This is a genomic window from Blattabacterium cuenoti, assembly GCF_014251775.1.
In the GTDB taxonomy this organism is placed as follows: domain Bacteria; phylum Bacteroidota; class Bacteroidia; order Flavobacteriales; family Blattabacteriaceae; genus Blattabacterium; species Blattabacterium cuenoti_H.
The window spans coordinates 110,865-127,992 of sequence record NZ_CP059199.1; the positions used below are offsets into that span (position 1 = coordinate 110,865).

Annotated in this window: 19 protein-coding genes and 2 tRNA genes; 8 read left to right on the plus strand and 13 right to left on the minus strand. The window is 23.6% G+C overall.

What is annotated here, in order from left to right; genetic code table 11:
• Positions 1–5 precede the first annotated feature (5 nt).
• From H0H58_RS00535 to rho, 3 genes are all read right to left on the minus strand, one after another.
• Positions 6–1,055 (minus strand): DNA recombination protein RmuC, encoded by a 1,050-nt coding sequence (locus H0H58_RS00535; protein WP_238785154.1) that lies wholly within the window; start codon positions 1,053–1,055, stop codon positions 6–8.
• A gap of 100 nt (positions 1,056–1,155) precedes the next feature.
• A tRNA-Met gene (locus tag H0H58_RS00540) sits at positions 1,156–1,228 on the minus strand.
• A gap of 44 nt (positions 1,229–1,272) precedes the next feature.
• The gene (rho, locus tag H0H58_RS00545; RefSeq protein WP_185865108.1) at positions 1,273–2,844 is read right to left on the minus strand and encodes a transcription termination factor Rho; all 1,572 of its coding nucleotides are present in this window, start codon (positions 2,842–2,844) and stop codon (positions 1,273–1,275) included.
• 99 nt (positions 2,845–2,943) lie between these two features.
• On the opposite strand from rho, the gene H0H58_RS00550 reads away from it, so the two are divergent.
• A complete protein-coding gene (locus H0H58_RS00550; protein WP_185865109.1) occupies positions 2,944–3,354 on the plus strand; it encodes a DUF4293 family protein in 411 nt (136 codons plus the stop codon).
• A gap of 4 nt (positions 3,355–3,358) precedes the next feature.
• On the plus strand, positions 3,359–4,447 hold the full coding sequence (gene prfA / locus H0H58_RS00555; protein ID WP_185865268.1) for a peptide chain release factor 1: 1,089 nt from the start codon (positions 3,359–3,361) through the stop codon (positions 4,445–4,447).
• On the opposite strand, the gene accC is transcribed toward prfA, so the two are convergent.
• The 3 genes from accC to rpmF are packed head-to-tail and all read right to left on the minus strand — an operon-like array spanning position 4,444 to position 6,457.
• A complete protein-coding gene (gene accC / locus H0H58_RS00560; RefSeq protein WP_185865110.1) occupies positions 4,444–5,781 on the minus strand; it encodes an acetyl-CoA carboxylase biotin carboxylase subunit in 1,338 nt (445 codons plus the stop codon). The two genes, prfA and accC, sit on opposite strands and share 4 nt — an antisense overlap.
• A gap of 12 nt (positions 5,782–5,793) precedes the next feature.
• A complete protein-coding gene (accB, locus tag H0H58_RS00565; protein ID WP_185865111.1) occupies positions 5,794–6,249 on the minus strand; it encodes an acetyl-CoA carboxylase biotin carboxyl carrier protein in 456 nt (151 codons plus the stop codon).
• Positions 6,250–6,262: 13 nt separating this feature from the next.
• Positions 6,263–6,457: a 50S ribosomal protein L32 gene (gene rpmF / locus H0H58_RS00570; protein ID WP_185865112.1), complete on the minus strand. Its 195-nt coding sequence runs from the start codon at positions 6,455–6,457 to the stop codon at positions 6,263–6,265.
• 101 nt (positions 6,458–6,558) lie between these two features.
• On the opposite strand from rpmF, the gene proS reads away from it, so the two are divergent.
• Positions 6,559–8,025 carry a proline--tRNA ligase gene (gene proS / locus H0H58_RS00575; RefSeq protein WP_185865113.1) on the plus strand — a complete coding sequence of 489 codons (1,467 nt, stop codon included), beginning with the start codon at positions 6,559–6,561 and terminating at the stop codon, positions 8,023–8,025.
• A gap of 9 nt (positions 8,026–8,034) precedes the next feature.
• Here the strand turns inward: proS and H0H58_RS00580 are convergent, their stop codons facing one another.
• A complete protein-coding gene (locus tag H0H58_RS00580; RefSeq protein ID WP_185865114.1) occupies positions 8,035–8,976 on the minus strand; it encodes a dihydroorotate oxidase in 942 nt (313 codons plus the stop codon).
• Between the two features lie 55 nt (positions 8,977–9,031).
• Here H0H58_RS00580 and pyrF point away from each other — a divergent pair, with 55 nt between their 5' ends.
• Together pyrF and H0H58_RS00590 are read left to right on the plus strand one after the other, a co-directional pair.
• Positions 9,032–10,375: an orotidine-5'-phosphate decarboxylase gene (pyrF, locus tag H0H58_RS00585; protein WP_185865115.1), complete on the plus strand. Its 1,344-nt coding sequence runs from the start codon at positions 9,032–9,034 to the stop codon at positions 10,373–10,375.
• A gap of 96 nt (positions 10,376–10,471) precedes the next feature.
• The gene (locus H0H58_RS00590; protein WP_185865116.1) at positions 10,472–11,044 is read left to right on the plus strand and encodes a MarC family protein; all 573 of its coding nucleotides are present in this window, start codon (positions 10,472–10,474) and stop codon (positions 11,042–11,044) included.
• Here H0H58_RS00590 and H0H58_RS00595 read toward each other — a convergent pair.
• From H0H58_RS00595 to fbp, 3 genes are read right to left on the minus strand one after another with little or no spacing between them, the layout of a single operon-like run.
• The gene (locus tag H0H58_RS00595; RefSeq protein ID WP_238785155.1) at positions 11,033–11,191 is read right to left on the minus strand and encodes a hypothetical protein; all 159 of its coding nucleotides are present in this window, start codon (positions 11,189–11,191) and stop codon (positions 11,033–11,035) included. The genes H0H58_RS00590 and H0H58_RS00595 overlap by 12 nt on opposite strands.
• A gap of 8 nt (positions 11,192–11,199) precedes the next feature.
• Complete coding sequence (locus tag H0H58_RS00600) at positions 11,200–11,388, minus strand: hypothetical protein (protein WP_185865117.1); 189 nt, start codon at positions 11,386–11,388, stop codon at positions 11,200–11,202.
• Positions 11,381–12,379, minus strand: coding sequence for a class 1 fructose-bisphosphatase (fbp, locus tag H0H58_RS00605; protein WP_185865118.1), 999 nt, complete (start codon positions 12,377–12,379; stop codon positions 11,381–11,383). Before fbp ends, H0H58_RS00600 begins: the two co-directional genes overlap by 8 nt.
• 485 nt (positions 12,380–12,864) lie before the next feature.
• Here fbp and H0H58_RS00610 point away from each other — a divergent pair, with 485 nt between their 5' ends.
• Positions 12,865–13,347 (plus strand): ribonuclease HI, encoded by a 483-nt coding sequence (locus tag H0H58_RS00610; protein WP_185865119.1) that lies wholly within the window; start codon positions 12,865–12,867, stop codon positions 13,345–13,347.
• Here the strand turns inward: H0H58_RS00610 and H0H58_RS00615 are convergent.
• On the minus strand, positions 13,330–14,025 hold the full coding sequence (locus H0H58_RS00615) for a TrmH family RNA methyltransferase (RefSeq protein ID WP_238785157.1): 696 nt from the start codon (positions 14,023–14,025) through the stop codon (positions 13,330–13,332). The two genes, H0H58_RS00610 and H0H58_RS00615, sit on opposite strands and share 18 nt — an antisense overlap.
• A 273-nt stretch (positions 14,026–14,298) precedes the next feature.
• Between H0H58_RS00615 and H0H58_RS00620 the strand changes: the two genes are divergently transcribed.
• Positions 14,299–14,580, plus strand: a complete 282-nt coding sequence (locus tag H0H58_RS00620) for a deaminase (RefSeq protein ID WP_317168437.1) — start codon at positions 14,299–14,301, stop codon at positions 14,578–14,580.
• Positions 14,580–14,663, plus strand: a tRNA-Leu gene (locus H0H58_RS00625). Before H0H58_RS00620 ends, H0H58_RS00625 begins: the two co-directional genes overlap by 1 nt.
• A 4-nt stretch (positions 14,664–14,667) precedes the next feature.
• Here the strand turns inward: H0H58_RS00625 and ureC are convergent.
• Together ureC and ureA are read right to left on the minus strand one after the other, a co-directional pair.
• Positions 14,668–16,362: an urease subunit alpha gene (ureC, locus tag H0H58_RS00630; RefSeq protein WP_185865120.1), complete on the minus strand. Its 1,695-nt coding sequence runs from the start codon at positions 16,360–16,362 to the stop codon at positions 14,668–14,670.
• Positions 16,359–16,991, minus strand: coding sequence for an urease subunit gamma (ureA, locus tag H0H58_RS00635; RefSeq protein ID WP_185865121.1), 633 nt, complete (start codon positions 16,989–16,991; stop codon positions 16,359–16,361). Before ureA ends, ureC begins: the two co-directional genes overlap by 4 nt.
• Positions 16,992–17,128: the final 137 nt, after the last annotated feature.

Sequence of the window (17,128 nt, forward strand, 5' to 3'; positions counted from 1 at the left end):
AAAAATTAATGTTCTATATTTTTTAGTTTTTTTTCAATTAAATTAGTTCTTGCTCCTAATAGTTTATCTATATCTTTTGAAGCACCTTCTAATTTATCCTTAGCTTGATTAAGTAATATACCAAATTTTGAAAATTCTTGTTTTACAGATTCTAATACTTTCCAAACTTCAGAAGTTCTTTTTTGGATCGCAAGAGTTCTAAAACCTATTTGTAAACTGTTTAATATTGCTGCTAATGTAGAAGGACCTGTAATAACTGTTTTATATTTTATTAATAATTCCTCTAACAAACTTGAATTTTTTATTATTTCTGCATATATTCCTTCAAAAGGGAGAAAAAGAATTGCGAAATCAGTAGTATATGGAGGATCTATATATTTATCTCTAATATTTTTAGACATTTTTTTTAAAACAGATTCTAGGTTTTTTATAGCTAATTCTATATTTCTTTTATTTCCATTATTATAAGCTTTTTGTACCTTTTCATAAGTTTCTTTAGGAAATTTTACATCTATTGGTAGCCAAATATTTCCATTTCCTATACCTGGTAACTTAATAGCAAATTCTACAACATAATTAGTATTAGATTTTGTAATTACATTAGTATCATATTGTTCTGGAGATAAAATTTGTTTTAATAGCATTGATAATTGCATTTCACTAAAACTTCCACATATTTTAACGTGATTTAAAGTTCTTTTTAAAGAACTAACATCTTTTGCTAAAACTTTCATTTCTCCTAATCCTTCTTGCAAAAAAATTAATTGATTTCCAATTAATTCAAATGATTTTCCTAAATGAACATTTAAAGATTTTTGTAATTTATTTGAAATAACATCCTTTATGTTTTCTATATTTTTATCCAGAATTTTTATTAATTCTTCTTGTTTATTGTAAATAGAATCTAATTTTTTATTTTGATGTTCATTTAAATAACGAATATCATTGTTTATGTAATTTTGATGATTATTGATAGTATCAAATTTTTTTTCAATATTTTCTTTATAAGATTGAAAAACATCTATAATGTAACTTTTTTGATTTTTCGATTCCAATCGAAAAAAAAATTCTAATTTTTTGATAAAAAAAAATAAAAATAGTATGTATAAAAAAAAATAAAATATAAAATACATAAATTAAATTAGGAAGGAATAATAGCGGGAATAGGACTCGAACCTATGACCTTCGGGTTATGAGCCCGACGAGCTACCAACTGCTCCATCCCGCGATAACATCACTAATATAAGATTTTTCATTTACAAAAAAAAATTCTTATCCATTCATAGATATTAAAAATTCTTCATTATTTTTTGTTCTTATTATTCTAGATCTTAAAAATTCCATAGCTTCTACTGGATTCATATCAGCAAGATGTTTCCGTAAAATCCACATTCTCTGTAAAGTTTTTGAATCCAATAATAAATCATCTTTTCTAGTACTAGACACCACTAAATCAATAGCAGGATAAATTCTTTTATTAGCTATTTTCCTATCTAATTGAAGTTCTTTATTTCCTGTTCCTTTAAATTCTTCAAATATAACTTCATCCATTTTAGAGCCTGTATCAATCATTGCTGTAGCAATTATTGATAAAGACCCCCCGTTTTCTATGTTCCTAGCTGCACCAAAAAATCTTTTTGGTCTATGTAATGCATTAGCATCAACTCCACCTGACAAAACTTTTCCTGATGCTGGTGCTACTGTATTATATGCACGTGCTAATCGTGTAATAGAATCTAATAAAATTACTACATCATGAGAACATTCTACCATTCTTTTAGCTTTTTGTAAAACAATATTTGCTACTCTTACATGTCTATCTGCAGGTTCATCAAACGTAGATGCTATAACTTCACCATTAACATTTCTTTGCATATCCGTAACTTCTTCTGGTCGTTCATCTATTAATAAAATAATTAAATATACTTCTGGATGATTGGCAGAAATAGCATTTGCTATTTCTTTTAATAAAGTAGTTTTACCGGTTTTTGGAGGAGCAACAATCATTCCTCTTTGTCCTTTACCTATAGGTGTAAAAAGATCTACTATTCTAGTAGAAATAGTAGAATTTTTTTCAGCTAATTTCAATTTTTCATTAGGAAATAATGGAGTTAAATGTTCAAATGATTTTCTTCTTCTTATAAAATTAGGAGATCTTCCATTAATTTTAATAATCTTAATTAAAGGAAAATATTTTTCTCCTTCTTTAGGACTACGGACTTCACCTTTTATTGTATCTCCCGTTTTCATTCCAAAAAGTCTGATTTGTGATTGTGAAACATAAATATCATCAGGAGATGATAAATAATTAAAATAAGATGATCTTAGAAATCCATAATTTTCTGGCATTGTTTCCAAGACGCCTTCATTAATAATAAATCCATCTAGTTTAGATTTAAAATTATTATTTTTATTTACAATATTTTTATTTTTTTTAATAGGAACTTTTACCTCTTTTAGATTTTCAATTACGGAATTATTTCTATATATTTGGTTATCTGATTTTTCTACCTTTTTCCTAGTAGAAAAATTATGAATTTTCTTTTTAAATCTTGAAGAAGGTTCTTTTAAAAATTTAGAATTATTTCGATATTTATTTTTTTTTTCTAAAAAATAATTTATTGATTCAGAATTTTCTTTAGATTTGAATGTTTTTTTTGTATTGGTAATATTTTCTTTTTTTAAAGAATTTATATTATGTTTATTTTTTTTGTTAAAAATAGAAATAATTTTTTCTAAAAGTTCGTTTTTACGTAATTGAGTGCATTTTTTTAATCCAGAAGATTTAGCAATCTCCTGTAATTCAAAAAGTTTTTTACTTTTTAATTCAGTTATATCATACATAAAATAATTGGATTAGATTTATAATAATTTGGAAATGATAAATACAATTATACAAAAAATTAGATTGAACTTGAATAAAATATCAAAAATTAACTAGTTATGTTATATAGAATACAAACATTATATTTGTTGATTTCTTTTTTTATTTATTCTATCTCTTTAAACTTATTAATTAATCAAAACAATATAAAATATTATATAATATTTAAAAATATATCTACTATTTTTATAATAATATGTACTATATTATCTATAGTTAGTATTTTTTTATTTAAGTATAGAAAAATTCAGATAATTATTAATAAATTAAATATAATTTTAAACATTATTAATTTTTTTTTATTCTTATTATTTTTAGATAATATTTCGTACAATAATTTTTTCTTTTCAGCAAAAATGGAATTTTTTTTTATGTTACTTTCATTAAGTTGTAATATTCTTTTATATATAGCGAATATAGCAATAACAAGAGATATTGAAATAGTTGATTCAATCAATAGAATACGATAATGTAATGAAAAAATATGAATCGATTGTAATAGAATTAGAATCTTATAAAGAAGAACTATTATATCTATCGAAACATATAATAAAACCAAATATTTTATCGGATCACAAAAAATATAAATTATTATTAAATAGATATAATAAATTAGATAAAATTGTTTTTTTTTATAATGAATATAAAAAAAAATTAATCTCATTAAAAGAAGCTATTTATATGTTGGAACACGATCCAGATGAAGAAATGAAAATATTAGCTTTTCAAGAAAAAATAAAAATTCAAAACGAATTACATCTTCTTAAAAAGAAAATTGATAATATCATTAATTATAAATCTGAAAAAAAATATGGAAAAAAAGAAGATTATAGAGATGTTATCTTAGAAATACGATCTGGAACAGGTGGTGATGAAGCTTGTCTTTTTGTAGAAGATATATTAAGAATGTATATCATGTATTTCAAAAAATTAAAATGGAAATATAATATTATTAATTTTCAAAAAGGTAGTAAAGGATATAAAGAAATAGTGTTAGACATACATGGAGAAAAGAAAGATAAGATATATGGAAATTTAAAATTTGAATCTGGAGTACATAGAGTACAAAGAATACCAAAAACTGAATCTCAGGGTAGACTACATACATCTGCTATTACGGTAGCTGTACTTCCAAAAGTAGAAAGTGTAGAAGTTAACCTACATATATCTGATATAAAAAAAGAAACTTTTCGTTCAAGTGGAGCTGGAGGGCAACATGTAAATAAAACTGAATCTGCGGTAAGATTAACTCACTTACCTACCAAAATTACAGTAGAATGTCAAGAAGAACGTTCCCAACATAAAAATTTTGAAAAGGCAATGATAGTTTTAAAATCAAAAATTTATAAAAATAAAATGGATAAAATGATAAAAGAAAGATCTATAAAAAGAAAATCATTAATTTCTACAGGGGATAGATCAGTAAAAATAAGAACCTATAACTATCCTAATAATAGAGTAACGGATCATAGAATAAATAAATCTATCCATAATCTATTTGATTTTATGAATGGAAATATACAGAACATGATTGACTCATTAAAATTAATTGAAAATAATTAGAAAATATTATTTTTAATAAAATTTGTATTATAATCTCCTTTTTGGAAATCATTATTTTTTATCAATTTTTTTTGAAACGGAATAGTAGTATGAATTCCTTCAATAACAAATTCTTCTAAAGATCTGGACATTTTACAAATGGCCTTTTCTCTACTAATTTCTGTGGTTATAAGTTTAGCTATCATAGAATCATAATAATGTGGAACATTATATCCAGAATAAATATGAGTATCCACTCTAACCCCTTTTCCCCCAGGAATATGAACTTGAGTAATTTTTCCAGGAGAAGAAAGAAAGTTTTTATTCGATTCTTCTGCATTTATTCTACATTCTATTGAATACATTTTTGGATAGAAATTTTTTTTAGTAATTTTTTCTCCATATGCTATAGATATTTGTTGTTGAATTAAATCAATCCCAGTTATTTCTTCTGTTATAGGATGTTCCACTTGAATCCTAGGATTCATTTCCATAAAATAAAAATTTTTATTTTTGTCTACTAAAAATTCTATAGTCCCAACACCTTCATAATGAATAAATTCTGCAGCTTTTTTAGCTTGTTTACAAATCTTTTTTCTAAGATATGATGTTAAAAATGGAGAAGGTGATTCTTCTAAAATTTTTTGATTTTTCCTTTGAATAGAACAATCTCTTTCAGATAAATGACAAATATTTCCATAAGAATCTCCCATAATTTGAATTTCAATATGTCTAGGATTTAGAATTAATTTTTCTATATATATATCCTGTTTTCCAAAACAAGATAAAGATTCTTTTCTAGCTTCTTCCCAAGAATTTTTTAAAAATTTTTTTTCAAATACTGATCTTATCCCCTTCCCTCCTCCACCAAAAACAGATTTTATTATAATAGGAAATCCTATTTTTTCCGAAATTTTTTCTACTTCTTTATAAGAAGATCCAACTAAACATTTGAATCCGGGAATACAGTTTATTCCAGCTTTAACCATAGTTTTTTTAGCAGTAATTTTATTTCCCATTTGAATCATATGATTTGGATTTGCTCCTATAAATTTTATTCCATGTTTATTACACATAGATGAAAAATATGCGTTTTCAGAAAGAAATCCGTATCCTGGATGGATAGCATCAGCGTTAGTAATTTCTGCAGCAGATATTATATTAGGTATATTTAAATAAGATTTATCTGGATCAGGTGGACCAATACAGACTGCTTCATCAGCAAAATATACATGAAGACTATATTTATCTGCAGTAGAATAAATAGCTACGGTTTTTATTCCCATTTCTTTTGCCGTTCGTATTACTCGTAGAGCAATTTCTCCTCGATTAGCTATTAATAATTTTTTTAACATAAAAAAATAATTTTAATGATTAGATTCTACAATGAATAAAGGTTGATCATAATCAACTGGGGTTGAATCTTCCACCAAAATTTTTATTAATTTTCCATTTACTTCTGATTCAATATCATTAAATATCTTCATTGCTTCTATCACACATATCTTCATTCCAACTTTAATTATATCACCTATTTTTACAAAAGGATCTTTGTTCGGATTAGGTCTTCTATAAAAAGTGCCTATCATCGGTGATTTTATTGTTATGTATTGATTTTTTTTATGAATTATATCATTAGATATATCAGATTTAGAATAATATCTATTATTAGAAGAACAAAAAAATTTATCAAATTCTTCATCTTTAGTTATTTTTGTTTTATTTCTAATATAAATACTTGTACTTTCTATCTGAATTTTTATCTCCGCTATATTAGATTTAGAAATTAATTTAATAAGGGATTTAATTGTATTTATATCCATATATATAGAAAAATCAATCTTTTTTATTTTTTTTATAATATACTATTTTACCTCTGTAATAAAGTTTATTATCATACCAATAAGCATAATGATATAAATGATTTTTTTTGGTTAAAATACAATTTTTTAATTGTGGTTTTTTCAATTTTATATGACTTCTTCTATTATTCCTTCTAGATTTAGATTGTCTTCTTTTTGGATGTGCCATTATAAATATAATTTAATTAGCTAGCTAATTTAATAAATAATATTTTCTATATTCTTATAATAAATTATTGATTTTTATTTTATTTTAATGAAACTTAGAATATGATTAATAACAATCGGAAAGAAAATTATTCAAAATGGTATAATGAAATAATTTCTAAATCAGGTTTAGCTGAATTCTCTGGAATACGAGGTTTTATGATCATAAAACCATATGGTTATTCTATTTGGGAAATTATAAAAGATAAATTAGATAAAATGCTTAAAGATACTGGGCATCAGAATGTTTATTTTCCTATTTTAATATCTAAGTCATTATTTTCAAAAGAAAAAAAACATGTTAATTTTTTTTCTGATGGATGTGCTGTAGTTACTCATTCTAGAATTACCAAAAATGATCAAAAAAAGTTAATTGTTGATCCCAAATCAAAATTACAAGAAGAATTAATAATACGTCCAACTTCTGAAAGTATTATATGGAAAACATATAAAAGATGGATACAGTCTTATAGAGATTTACCAATTCTTTTAAATCAATGGGGAAATGCCGTAAGATGGGAAATGCGTACTAGATTATTTCTTAGAACTTCTGAATTCTTATGGCAAGAAGGACATACAGCTCATGCTTCTAAAAAAGAAGCTATAGAAGAAGCGGAAAAAATATTGAATATTTATACTAATTTTTCAGAAAAAATTATGGCAATTCCAGTATTAAAAGGAATTAAACCATATACGGATAAATTTCATGGATCTGATAAAACTTATTGTATAGAAGCGCTTATGCAAGATGGAAAAGCATTACAAATTGGGACTACTCATTTTTTAGGTCAAAATTTTTCAAAAGCTTTTGATGTCAAATTTACTAATTTAAATGGAAATAAAGAATATGTTTGGGCTACATCTTGGGGAGTATCCACTAGACTTCTAGGAGCAATAATTATGTCACATTCAGATGATAAAGGTTTAATAATCCCACCTAAAATTGCTCCAATACAAATTGTTATAATCCCGATTTTTCACGAAGAAAAAAACTATTTAATTCATGAAATGGTTGACAAAATATTTAATATTTTGAAAAATAATAAAGTACGAATAAAATATGATGATAAAAAAATATTCACTCCAGGATGGAAATTTAATGAATATGAAATAAAAGGCATACCGATAAGAATAAATATTGGAATAAATGAAGTAAAAAATCAAAGAATAGAAGTTTTTAGAAGAGATACATGTGAAAAAAAATACTTTGATTTAAATGAAATCAATATGATTCCAAAATTGCTTGATGATATACAAAAAAATCTATATAAAAAAGCTTTAAATAGAACTAAAAAATTAATGATTAGAGTAGATAATTATCACGATTTTAAAAATTGTATAAATAGTAGTACAGGAGGATTTATATTAGCTCATTGGGATGGAAAAGAAAATACATTAAAAAAAATTCAAGAAGAAACAGAAGCTAGCATAAGATGTATTCCTTTTAATCATTATGAAAAAGAAGAAGGAAAATGTATTTATTCAGGTAATCATTCTTTTCAGAGAGTAATATTTGCTAAATCTTATTGATAAAAAATTTTAATTTTTATTTAAATTTCCTATAAAATTATTTATAGAATAATATTTTTTTTTTTTTAAAAAAAGTATTAATTCATTTTTTAATCTATCAAATACAGAAATTCCTTCTTTAATAAATTGTGTCCCTACTTGTACGGCCGAGGCTCCGCATAGTATGTGATCAAAAATGTCAATTCCTGAAGAAATTCCACCACATCCTATTATTGAAATATCTTTTCTTAGAAAAGAACTAAATTTAAAAATATTAGCTAGTGCAAATGATTTTATTATAGTCCCACCTATTCCTCCAAATCCTTTATTCGGATAAATAACAGTAGATTCTTTTATGGAATTTATAAATAAACCATTAGGTAAACTATTAATACAAGTAATGAAAGAAATAGGAAATTTATTTATAATAAACGCCATATTTCTAATATCATTATCGTTAAAATAAGGTGGCAGTTTTATTCCTATATGTTTTTTATTATTTAATCTAAATACATTTTTAAGAAAATTATATACAGTGTCAAATTCATATCCTAATATTTCTTTTTTTTTTAAAATATTTGGACAAGATAAATTTATTTCTATAGCATTTATCTTAGTAGATGAATTTGCTTTTTGAATTAATAAATAATTTTCTTCCAATGATAATCCTGATATAGATAAAAATATAGGTTTATTAGTGGTTATCCCATCTAAAAAATTTATATAAAAATCAATTCCAAGGTTAGGTAATCCCATAGAATTAATACTACCAATATCCCATTCAAAATATCTTGGTTTTATATTTCCTTTTCTTGGTTTATCTGTACAACTTTTTGTAACTATTGCTCCAGAAGAACTTTTTAATAAATTAGATAATTCTTTTTCTGTACTACATAAAGCCCCCGAAGCATTCATAATACATGAATATAATCTTATTCCATTTATATTAGTAGTAATATCTATTTTTTTCATAATGAGTAATTATCACCTATAAAAATATTTTAACTTTACTGAAATATATTTTTTCATGGGGAAAAAAAAAAAATTTTTTTTAAAAATTTATCAATTAGGAATTATAAAATTTGGAAATTTTGTATTGAAAAGTGGAGTAAAATCACCAATATATATAGATTTTAGACCAATAGCATCTAAACCAGATTTATTAATAAAACTTTCAGATTTACTGATAGAAGAAGTTTCGTATTATAATTTTGAATTAATTTGTGGGGTACCGTATGCAGCTTTACCTATAGCTACTGCTATTTCTTTAAGAACAAATATTCCTTTAATTATAAAAAGAAAAGAAAATAAAGGGTATGGGACAAAACGAATGATTGAAGGAATTTATAAAAAAGGACAAAATTGTCTTCTTATAGAAGATGTTATTACAAGTGGAGATAGTTTGTTAAATACGATAATAGATCTTGAAAAAGAAGGAATAATCATAAAAAATATAATCTCTATTCTTGATAGAGAACAGGGTGGAATAGATTCCATAAAACAAAAAGGATACAATATTCAATCCTTATTTCATATAGGAGAAGTTTTTAATATGTTAGAAAAAAAACATTTTTTAAGTAAAAAAAAGATACATATGATCCAATTTTTTTTTTCCAACCAAAAAAAAATATATAGAAGAATTTCTTATGAAGAAAAACGAAAAAAAATTTCCCATCCTATGGGAAAAAAACTTATAGATATAACATTAAAAAAAAAAACTAATTTAATTATTTCTGCAGATTTAATTGATTCTGAAAAAATATTAAAATTAGTTCATTCAATTGGAGATATAATTTGTGGAGTAAAGTTACATGTAGATATTATTAATGATTTTTCATTATCATTTATAAATTCTCTTAAAAATTTATCTACAGAAAAGAAATTTCTATTATTTGAAGATAGAAAATTATGTGATATTAATTCTACTAATTATCTTCAACTTCATTACGGAATACATAAAATTTTATCATGGGCAGATTTTATAACAGTTCATGTAATTGCAGGAAATTCTAGTATAAATAATTTAGATATACCAGCTAATATTGGTTTAATAACTATATCAGAAATGTCTTCCATTGGACAACTTTTGGATGATAATTATATAAGAAATGCATTGAATATCTCTATAAATAATCCAAAAGTTATTGGGACAGTAGCACAAAGAAAAGTAGATGATCGATTATTATTGTTTACTCCAGGAATAAATTTTTCTAGATCTAGAAAAAATTATATTCATCCTAATTTAGCATTTAGCAAAAATGGAAGTGATTTTATTATTGTTGGAAGAGGTATTTATCAATCTAATAATCCATATAAAATTGCAGAAAAATATAGAAATGTTGCTTGGAAAGCATATGAAAATGAGCTTTAGTATATTTTTTTTTAAAATAAAATCAAATTAAAAATTGATTATAAATATTTTTAATTTATATTCATTGTATATAGATTTTTTTAATTTGTTAAATATATGAAATGGATTCATTCACTAATGAGTTGTTTTATGATACTTTTTAGTATCATAGACATATTAGGAAATGCCCCAATTATTATGGGGTTTAAATCAAAAGGAAACATTATAGATACTAAAAAAGTTATTATTACTTCTCTTATTATATTTTTATCTTTCCTATTTTTAGGACAGCCAATATTACAAATTATAGGAGTAGATATAAACTCTTTTTCTGTTGCCGGATCTATTGTATTATTTATAATTGGATTAGAAATGATATTAGGAGTAGATTTCCACAAGACATCAGAACATTCACAAACTTCTATAGTCCCTATAGCTTTTCCATTGATTGCCGGACCAGGTTCACTAACCACTTTAGTATCATTAAGAACCACTTATAACATAACCATAATTATTGCTTCTTTATTAATTAATATGATAGTAGTTTATTTAGTCATTGATAAATGTGATTTAATTGCTGAAAAAATTGGAAATAGTGGATTAGATATTTTGAAAAAAATATTTGGAATTGTTTTATTAGCTTTTGCTGTTAAAATATTTGGAGCAAATGCTGGAAAATTAATTCAATAAATTTTTTATTTCTTTAAATATTTTTTTTACGGAATTATTGATATTTTCGTACTTAGGAAGTATAGAAGATTTATAGTAAAATATTATATAAATTCTATTTTTAGATGAAACTAGATATTTTTTATTCTCTAAAAAAGAAGATCGCATTAACCTTTTTATCCTATTCCTATGAACTGATTTTTTAAAAATTTTTTTTTTACTAAAAAGCCTATTAATTTAACAGATGAATTTTCTTTACATTTTATTTTTTTTATTTCAAAAAATAAAATAATTGGATAATTAAAAAAAAATTTTCCATTTTTTAAAATTCTTGAAAAGATATTTTTTTTATTCAATTTATTCATATTTTTTTATAAATTCTTCTAATTTATTTACCATTTTATTGGGACCACAAATAAATGGAGTCCTTTGATGTAAGGAGGCAGGTTGTATATCCAAAATTCTTTTATATCCATTAGAAGCTTTACCACCTGCTTGTTCTGTTAAAAAAGCAATAGGATTACATTCATAAAGTAATCTTAATTTTCCATTTGGAAATAATGAAGTTTTAGGATACATATATATTCCACCATGAATGATATTTCTATGAAAATCTCCTACTAAAGATCCAATATATCTTGCAGTATAAGGTCTATTTTCATATTCTTCTTGACAATATCTAATAAATTTTTTTATTCCATTGGAGAATTTAACATAATTTCCATCATTAATAGAATAAATTTTTTCTTTTTCCGGAAATGAAATATTAGGATGAGATAAATAAAACGTTCCTATTGAAGGATCTAATGTAAATCCATGTACACCATTTCCAGTAGTATATACTAACATAGTAGAAGTTCCATAAATAATATATCCTGCAATAATTTGTTGATTACCTTTTTGTAAAAAATCATTAATTGTTAATTTACATTTATTTGTATATTTCATTTTATATACAGAAAATATAGTTCCGATAGATACATTAACATCAATATTTGATGATCCATCAAGTGGATCGATTAAAACAATATACTGATCTTCTATTGGATTATTTATCTTTTTGTCTATTATTATAAAATCTCTACTTTCCTCAGAAGCAATTCCACAAACTACCTCTCTACTTTTAAAAGAATCAATAAATGTTTTATGAGAAAAAAAATCCAATTTTTGTTGATTTTCTCCCTGTATATTTTTTTTACCTGAACTACCGATATTTTTAGTTAATCCAGCTTTATTGACTTCTTTATGAACGGCTTTAGCAGCCAATTTTATTGAGCTAAAAAATCTTAATAAAGATTCTTTAGAATGAGAATAACCATCTTTATTCTCTATAATAAATTCTCCTAACGTATACATAGGGAATAAAAAATTGAATATAAATATCAAACTTTTTTTTGAAAAAAATTGACTTAACAGTCAACTTTTTATTATTCTAATTAATCATTAACGATTAATTAAAATTATAAATATCCAATTAATATTATTATGAAAAAATATAATTTTTTTTCATAAATATTTTTTGAATTTTATTATGCATATTATAATATCTATTCCTTTACTTTTTTTATAAAAATAAAAACATTATAATTATAATAATATATAATTATCAATTTTTTGTATTAGGATAATATAAACAAATAAAAGATTAAGTATATTTAGAAAATAGTATTTTTTACTGAAGTTAATTGAATTGAATATAATTATAAACTTTATAAAAAGTGATATTTTTTTTAATTATAATTTTAAAAACTTATTCGACTATAACTATAAAAAAATATAATATTTTAATTTAATTAAATATCAACTATAAAAATTTTATATAGAAAAATAAAGAATTATCCATGAATAAAATAATTAATATTTATACAGACGGATCTTCAAAAGGCAATCCAGGCCCGGGAGGATATAGCGTTTTTATTGAAAAATTTTTTGGCTATTCTTATTATAGAAACATAATATATGAAGGATTTCGTTGTACTACAAATAATAGAATGGAATTACTTGCGGTAATAACTGGATTAAAAAATATTCGTACAAAAAAAAATACTATCATAGTATTTACTGATTCTAAATATATCATTAATGCGGTTAATAATAAATGGATTTATGAATGGGAAAAAAATAATTTTTATAAAAAAAAAAATATAGATCTATGGAAACTTTTTCTAAAATTTTTTACTACTAAATTGGTATTTTTTCATTGGATAAAATCACATAATAATCATTATATAAATGAATTTTGTGATAAATTATCTACAATGACTTATAAAAATAATCAATTAAAAATTGATTATAATTATGAAAAATTAATGAATAAAAAATAATTTTTGTCTAATAATTTCATAAGTTATTATAGACATTGCGCTATTTACATTTAATGAATCAATGTCACCAAACATTGGAATTTTTATTATCTTATATGCATTATTCATCCAAATATTGGATACTCCTTTATTTTCAGAACCAAAAACAATAGAAAAATCATAAATAGATGAGAAATCTACATTATATAAATTTTCTGAATTTTCCTGTAATCCAGAAACTATAATTTTTATATTATTTTTTTTTAACCAATGAATAACAAAATCTATTTTTTCTATTATAATTTTGTTTGTAAAAACGCTTCCTAAACTATTTCTAATAACATTAGAATTAAAAATATAAGTTTTCATATTACATAATATTATCATTTTAACTCCTATCGAATTGGCAATTCTTAACATTGCACCTAAATTACCGGGTTTTTCTATTCCATCTAATATAATAATCAAATTATAAAGATTTTTATTGTTATTAAAATTTATCGTTTTTAAACGATGTAATTGTTTCTCTTTAAACAAAACTATAATTCCATCAGAATTTTTTCTATATACTAGTTTTTCAAAAATGTTTCTACTTATAGAAAATAAAATATTTTCATATGTTTTGATTAAATTAAATTTTAAAAAAATTTTTTCATATATAAATATTTTTATAGGAGTAAACCCTCCTTTTATAGCCATTTTAAACTCTCTTAATCCTTCTACAAGAAATAATTTTTTTTTTTACAAATTTTTTTTAAATTTTTAATATTTAAATTATTAATACTATATATTTTTTTCATATTTTTTTATTTTAATTAATTTTATGAAAAATTATTTTAATAATATAAATAAAGAAAATGATTTAACTTACATGAAAATTGCGATCGAAGAATCAAAACATTCTAAATGTAAAAAAAAAAAGTAGGCGCAGTTATAGTTAATAATAGAAAAATAATATCTAATGGTTATAATATAAACCCAATTAAAAATGATTGTGAATGTGAAGATGAAAAAGGAAAAACTAAATGGTATGTAATACATGCAGAAGCTAATGCAATATTAAAATTATCATACTCTTATTCTTTATCATCTAAAGAATCATCTATATATGTTACACATTCTCCATGTAAAGAATGTAGTAAATTGATCTATTTATCCAAGATAAAAAAAGTTGTTTTTTTACACAAAAAAAACAACAATGGATTAATTTTTTTAAAAAAATTGAAAATAATAGTATATCAAATACATTTATAACCCAAGTGGCGAAAATAGGTATACGCGTTGGATTCAAAATCCAATGATTTTATATCATGCGGGTTCGATTCCCGCCTTGGGTATTATTTAAAATAAAAAATATCTTTGAGATAGTGGTATAAATTTAGATGGATTAGATTCAATTTTATCCCCATTAATATATACAGTATAATTTTTAGGATCTACTTCTATAGATGGTAAATTACTATTTAATATCATTTCTTTCTTAGAAAGATTGCGACATTTTTTTATTATTTTTATTTGCTTTTTAACATTATTTTTTTCAAAAAAATTGTTATTGATAGAAGATGATGATACAAAAATACTGCTTAATTTTGGATCAAAATAACCAAACATTTTTCTATACATAAATGGTTGAGGTGTAGGAATAGTAGCATTTGGATCTCCTACACATGCATATACTATCATTCCACCTTTTATAACTAATTCAGGTTTTACTCCAAAAAAAGATGGTTTCCATAAAACAAGATCTGCCATTTTTCCAATATGAATGGATCCTACATATTCTGAAATACCATGAGTAATAGAAGGATTTATAGTATATTTAGATATATATCTTTTTACTCTAAAATTGTCATTATTGCATTTAGATCCTATTTCTTTTTTCATTTTATCAGCTGTTTGCCAAGTACGTCTTACTACTTCCCCTATTCTTCCCATTGCTTGAGAATCAGAACTTATCATGCTAATTGCACCAATATCATGCAAAAAGCCTTCTGCACTAATAGTTTCACTTCTTATTCTAGATTTAGCAAAAGCTATATCTTCTGGTAAATTTGAATCTAAATGATGACATATCATTAACATATCTAAATGTTCATCAATTGTATTATAAGTATATGGAATAGTAGGACTAGTAGAAGAAGGTAAAACATTAGGATAAGATATAACTTTTAATAAATCTGGTGAATGTCCACCCCCTGCTCCTTCTGTATGATAAGTATGAATAGTGCGATTTTTAAATATTTTTATTGTATCTTCAATATAACCAGATTCATTCAATGAATCTGTATGAATATTAACTTGTATATCTAATTTTTCGGAAACATTTAAACATTGATCAATGACATTTGGAGTACATCCCCAATCTTCATGAATTTTTAAACCTCCTGCTCCTGATTCTATTTGTTCAATAAGTGCTTTTGGATTAGAACTATTTCCGCGAGCAAGTATAACAAAATTAATAGGAATATGATCAGTACTATTTAACATTTTTCTTATATTCCAAATTCCTGAAGTGCAATTTGTAGCAATTGTCCCCGTTGTAGGCCCCGATCCACCGCCAATAATGGTAGTAGTTCCACTTTCTAGTGCTACTTCAAGCAATTGTGGACAAATGTAATGAACATGACTATCTACACTACCAGATGTGACAATTAAATTTTCTGAAGAAATAACTTCAGTTCCTGCTCCTATATACATATTAGGATTTACTCCATCCATAAAATATGGATTTCCAGATTTTCCTATTCCGACAATAATTCCATCTTTGATTCCAATATCAGCTTTTACAATCCCCCAATAGTCAATAATAACAGCATTAGTAATTACTAAATCCAAAACTCCATCATTTCTTGTAGCAATAGGATGTTGTCCCATTCCATCCCTAATTACTTTTCCTCCTCCAAAAACACATTCATCTCCATAAATAGTATAATCTTTTTCTATTTCTATCCATAAATCAGTGTCTCCTAAACGAATTTTATCTCCTTTAGTAGGTCCATATATACTAGAATAATCTTTTCTAGAGACTTTTTTCATATTTTTCTTATTTTACCTGAAAATCCATAAATTTTCTTACTCCCACCTATTTCTACTAAAAAAATTTCTTTTGTTTCTCCTGGTTCGAATCTAATTGATCTTCCAGAAAGAATATCTAAACGATAACCTTTAGTTTTTTCTCTTTTAAAAATAAGATTCGAATTAGTTTCATAAAAATGAAAATGAGATCCAACTTGAATAGGTCTACTACCACCATTTTTTACTAATATTTTGATACGATTTCTATTAGGTAATAAAGAAATTTTTTCATTAAAAAGATTATATTGACCAGGTATGATCGATTTATTATCTTTTTTTGATTTTTTTATTTTAATAGGATTATGAACGCTAACCAATTTAGTTCCATCAGGAAATGTTGCTTCTACTTGTACATTTTTAAGCAAATGAGGAACACCATCCATTACCTGTTCATTATTTATAATATTTCCAGATTCCTTTATAATTTCTTTTACAGTTTTTCCTTCCCTAGCTCCTTCCATAATATAATTAGTTATCAATGCTAAAGATTCAGGATAATTTAATTTTATTCCTCTTTTTAAACGATTTTTTGCCAATTCTCCTGCTAAATGTAAGAGTAATTTTTCTTTTTCATAAGAAGTTAAATGCATATATATACTATTTTTAAGTAGTCATCCATAATAATTTAAAAAACACCAATTAATACTAAATTCATAAGATATTTTTTAAAGTTATAAATAATTATTAGTAAAAAATAAAATTTTTTATAATATATTTTTTATTCTAA

Excerpts from the sequence above, each read along its gene's own strand:
- H0H58_RS00590 (WP_185865116.1), top strand. The coding sequence starts at position 10,472 with ATGAAATGGATTCATTCACTAATGAGTTGTTTTATGATACTTTTTAGT.
- H0H58_RS00550 (WP_185865109.1), top strand. The coding sequence starts at position 2,944 with ATGTTATATAGAATACAAACATTATATTTGTTGATTTCTTTTTTTATT.
- rpmF (WP_185865112.1), bottom strand. The coding sequence starts at position 6,457 with ATGGCACATCCAAAAAGAAGACAATCTAAATCTAGAAGGAATAATAGA.
- fbp (WP_185865118.1), bottom strand. The coding sequence starts at position 12,379 with ATGTATACGTTAGGAGAATTTATTATAGAGAATAAAGATGGTTATTCT.
- rho (WP_185865108.1), bottom strand. The coding sequence starts at position 2,844 with ATGTATGATATAACTGAATTAAAAAGTAAAAAACTTTTTGAATTACAG.
- H0H58_RS00600 (WP_185865117.1), bottom strand. The coding sequence starts at position 11,388 with ATGAATAAATTGAATAAAAAAAATATCTTTTCAAGAATTTTAAAAAAT.
- H0H58_RS00610 (WP_185865119.1), top strand. The coding sequence starts at position 12,865 with ATGAATAAAATAATTAATATTTATACAGACGGATCTTCAAAAGGCAAT.
- H0H58_RS00580 (WP_185865114.1), bottom strand. The coding sequence starts at position 8,976 with ATGAAAAAAATAGATATTACTACTAATATAAATGGAATAAGATTATAT.
- ureC (WP_185865120.1), bottom strand. The coding sequence starts at position 16,362 with ATGAAAAAAGTCTCTAGAAAAGATTATTCTAGTATATATGGACCTACT.
- accC (WP_185865110.1), bottom strand. The coding sequence starts at position 5,781 with ATGTTAAAAAAATTATTAATAGCTAATCGAGGAGAAATTGCTCTACGA.
- H0H58_RS00615 (WP_238785157.1), bottom strand. The coding sequence starts at position 14,025 with ATGGCTATAAAAGGAGGGTTTACTCCTATAAAAATATTTATATATGAA.
- proS (WP_185865113.1), top strand. The coding sequence starts at position 6,559 with ATGATTAATAACAATCGGAAAGAAAATTATTCAAAATGGTATAATGAA.
- ureA (WP_185865121.1), bottom strand. The coding sequence starts at position 16,991 with ATGCATTTAACTTCTTATGAAAAAGAAAAATTACTCTTACATTTAGCA.
- accB (WP_185865111.1), bottom strand. The coding sequence starts at position 6,249 with ATGGATATAAATACAATTAAATCCCTTATTAAATTAATTTCTAAATCT.
- H0H58_RS00595 (WP_238785155.1), bottom strand. The coding sequence starts at position 11,191 with ATGCGATCTTCTTTTTTAGAGAATAAAAAATATCTAGTTTCATCTAAA.
- prfA (WP_185865268.1), top strand. The coding sequence starts at position 3,359 with ATGAAAAAATATGAATCGATTGTAATAGAATTAGAATCTTATAAAGAA.
- pyrF (WP_185865115.1), top strand. The coding sequence starts at position 9,032 with ATGGGGAAAAAAAAAAAATTTTTTTTAAAAATTTATCAATTAGGAATT.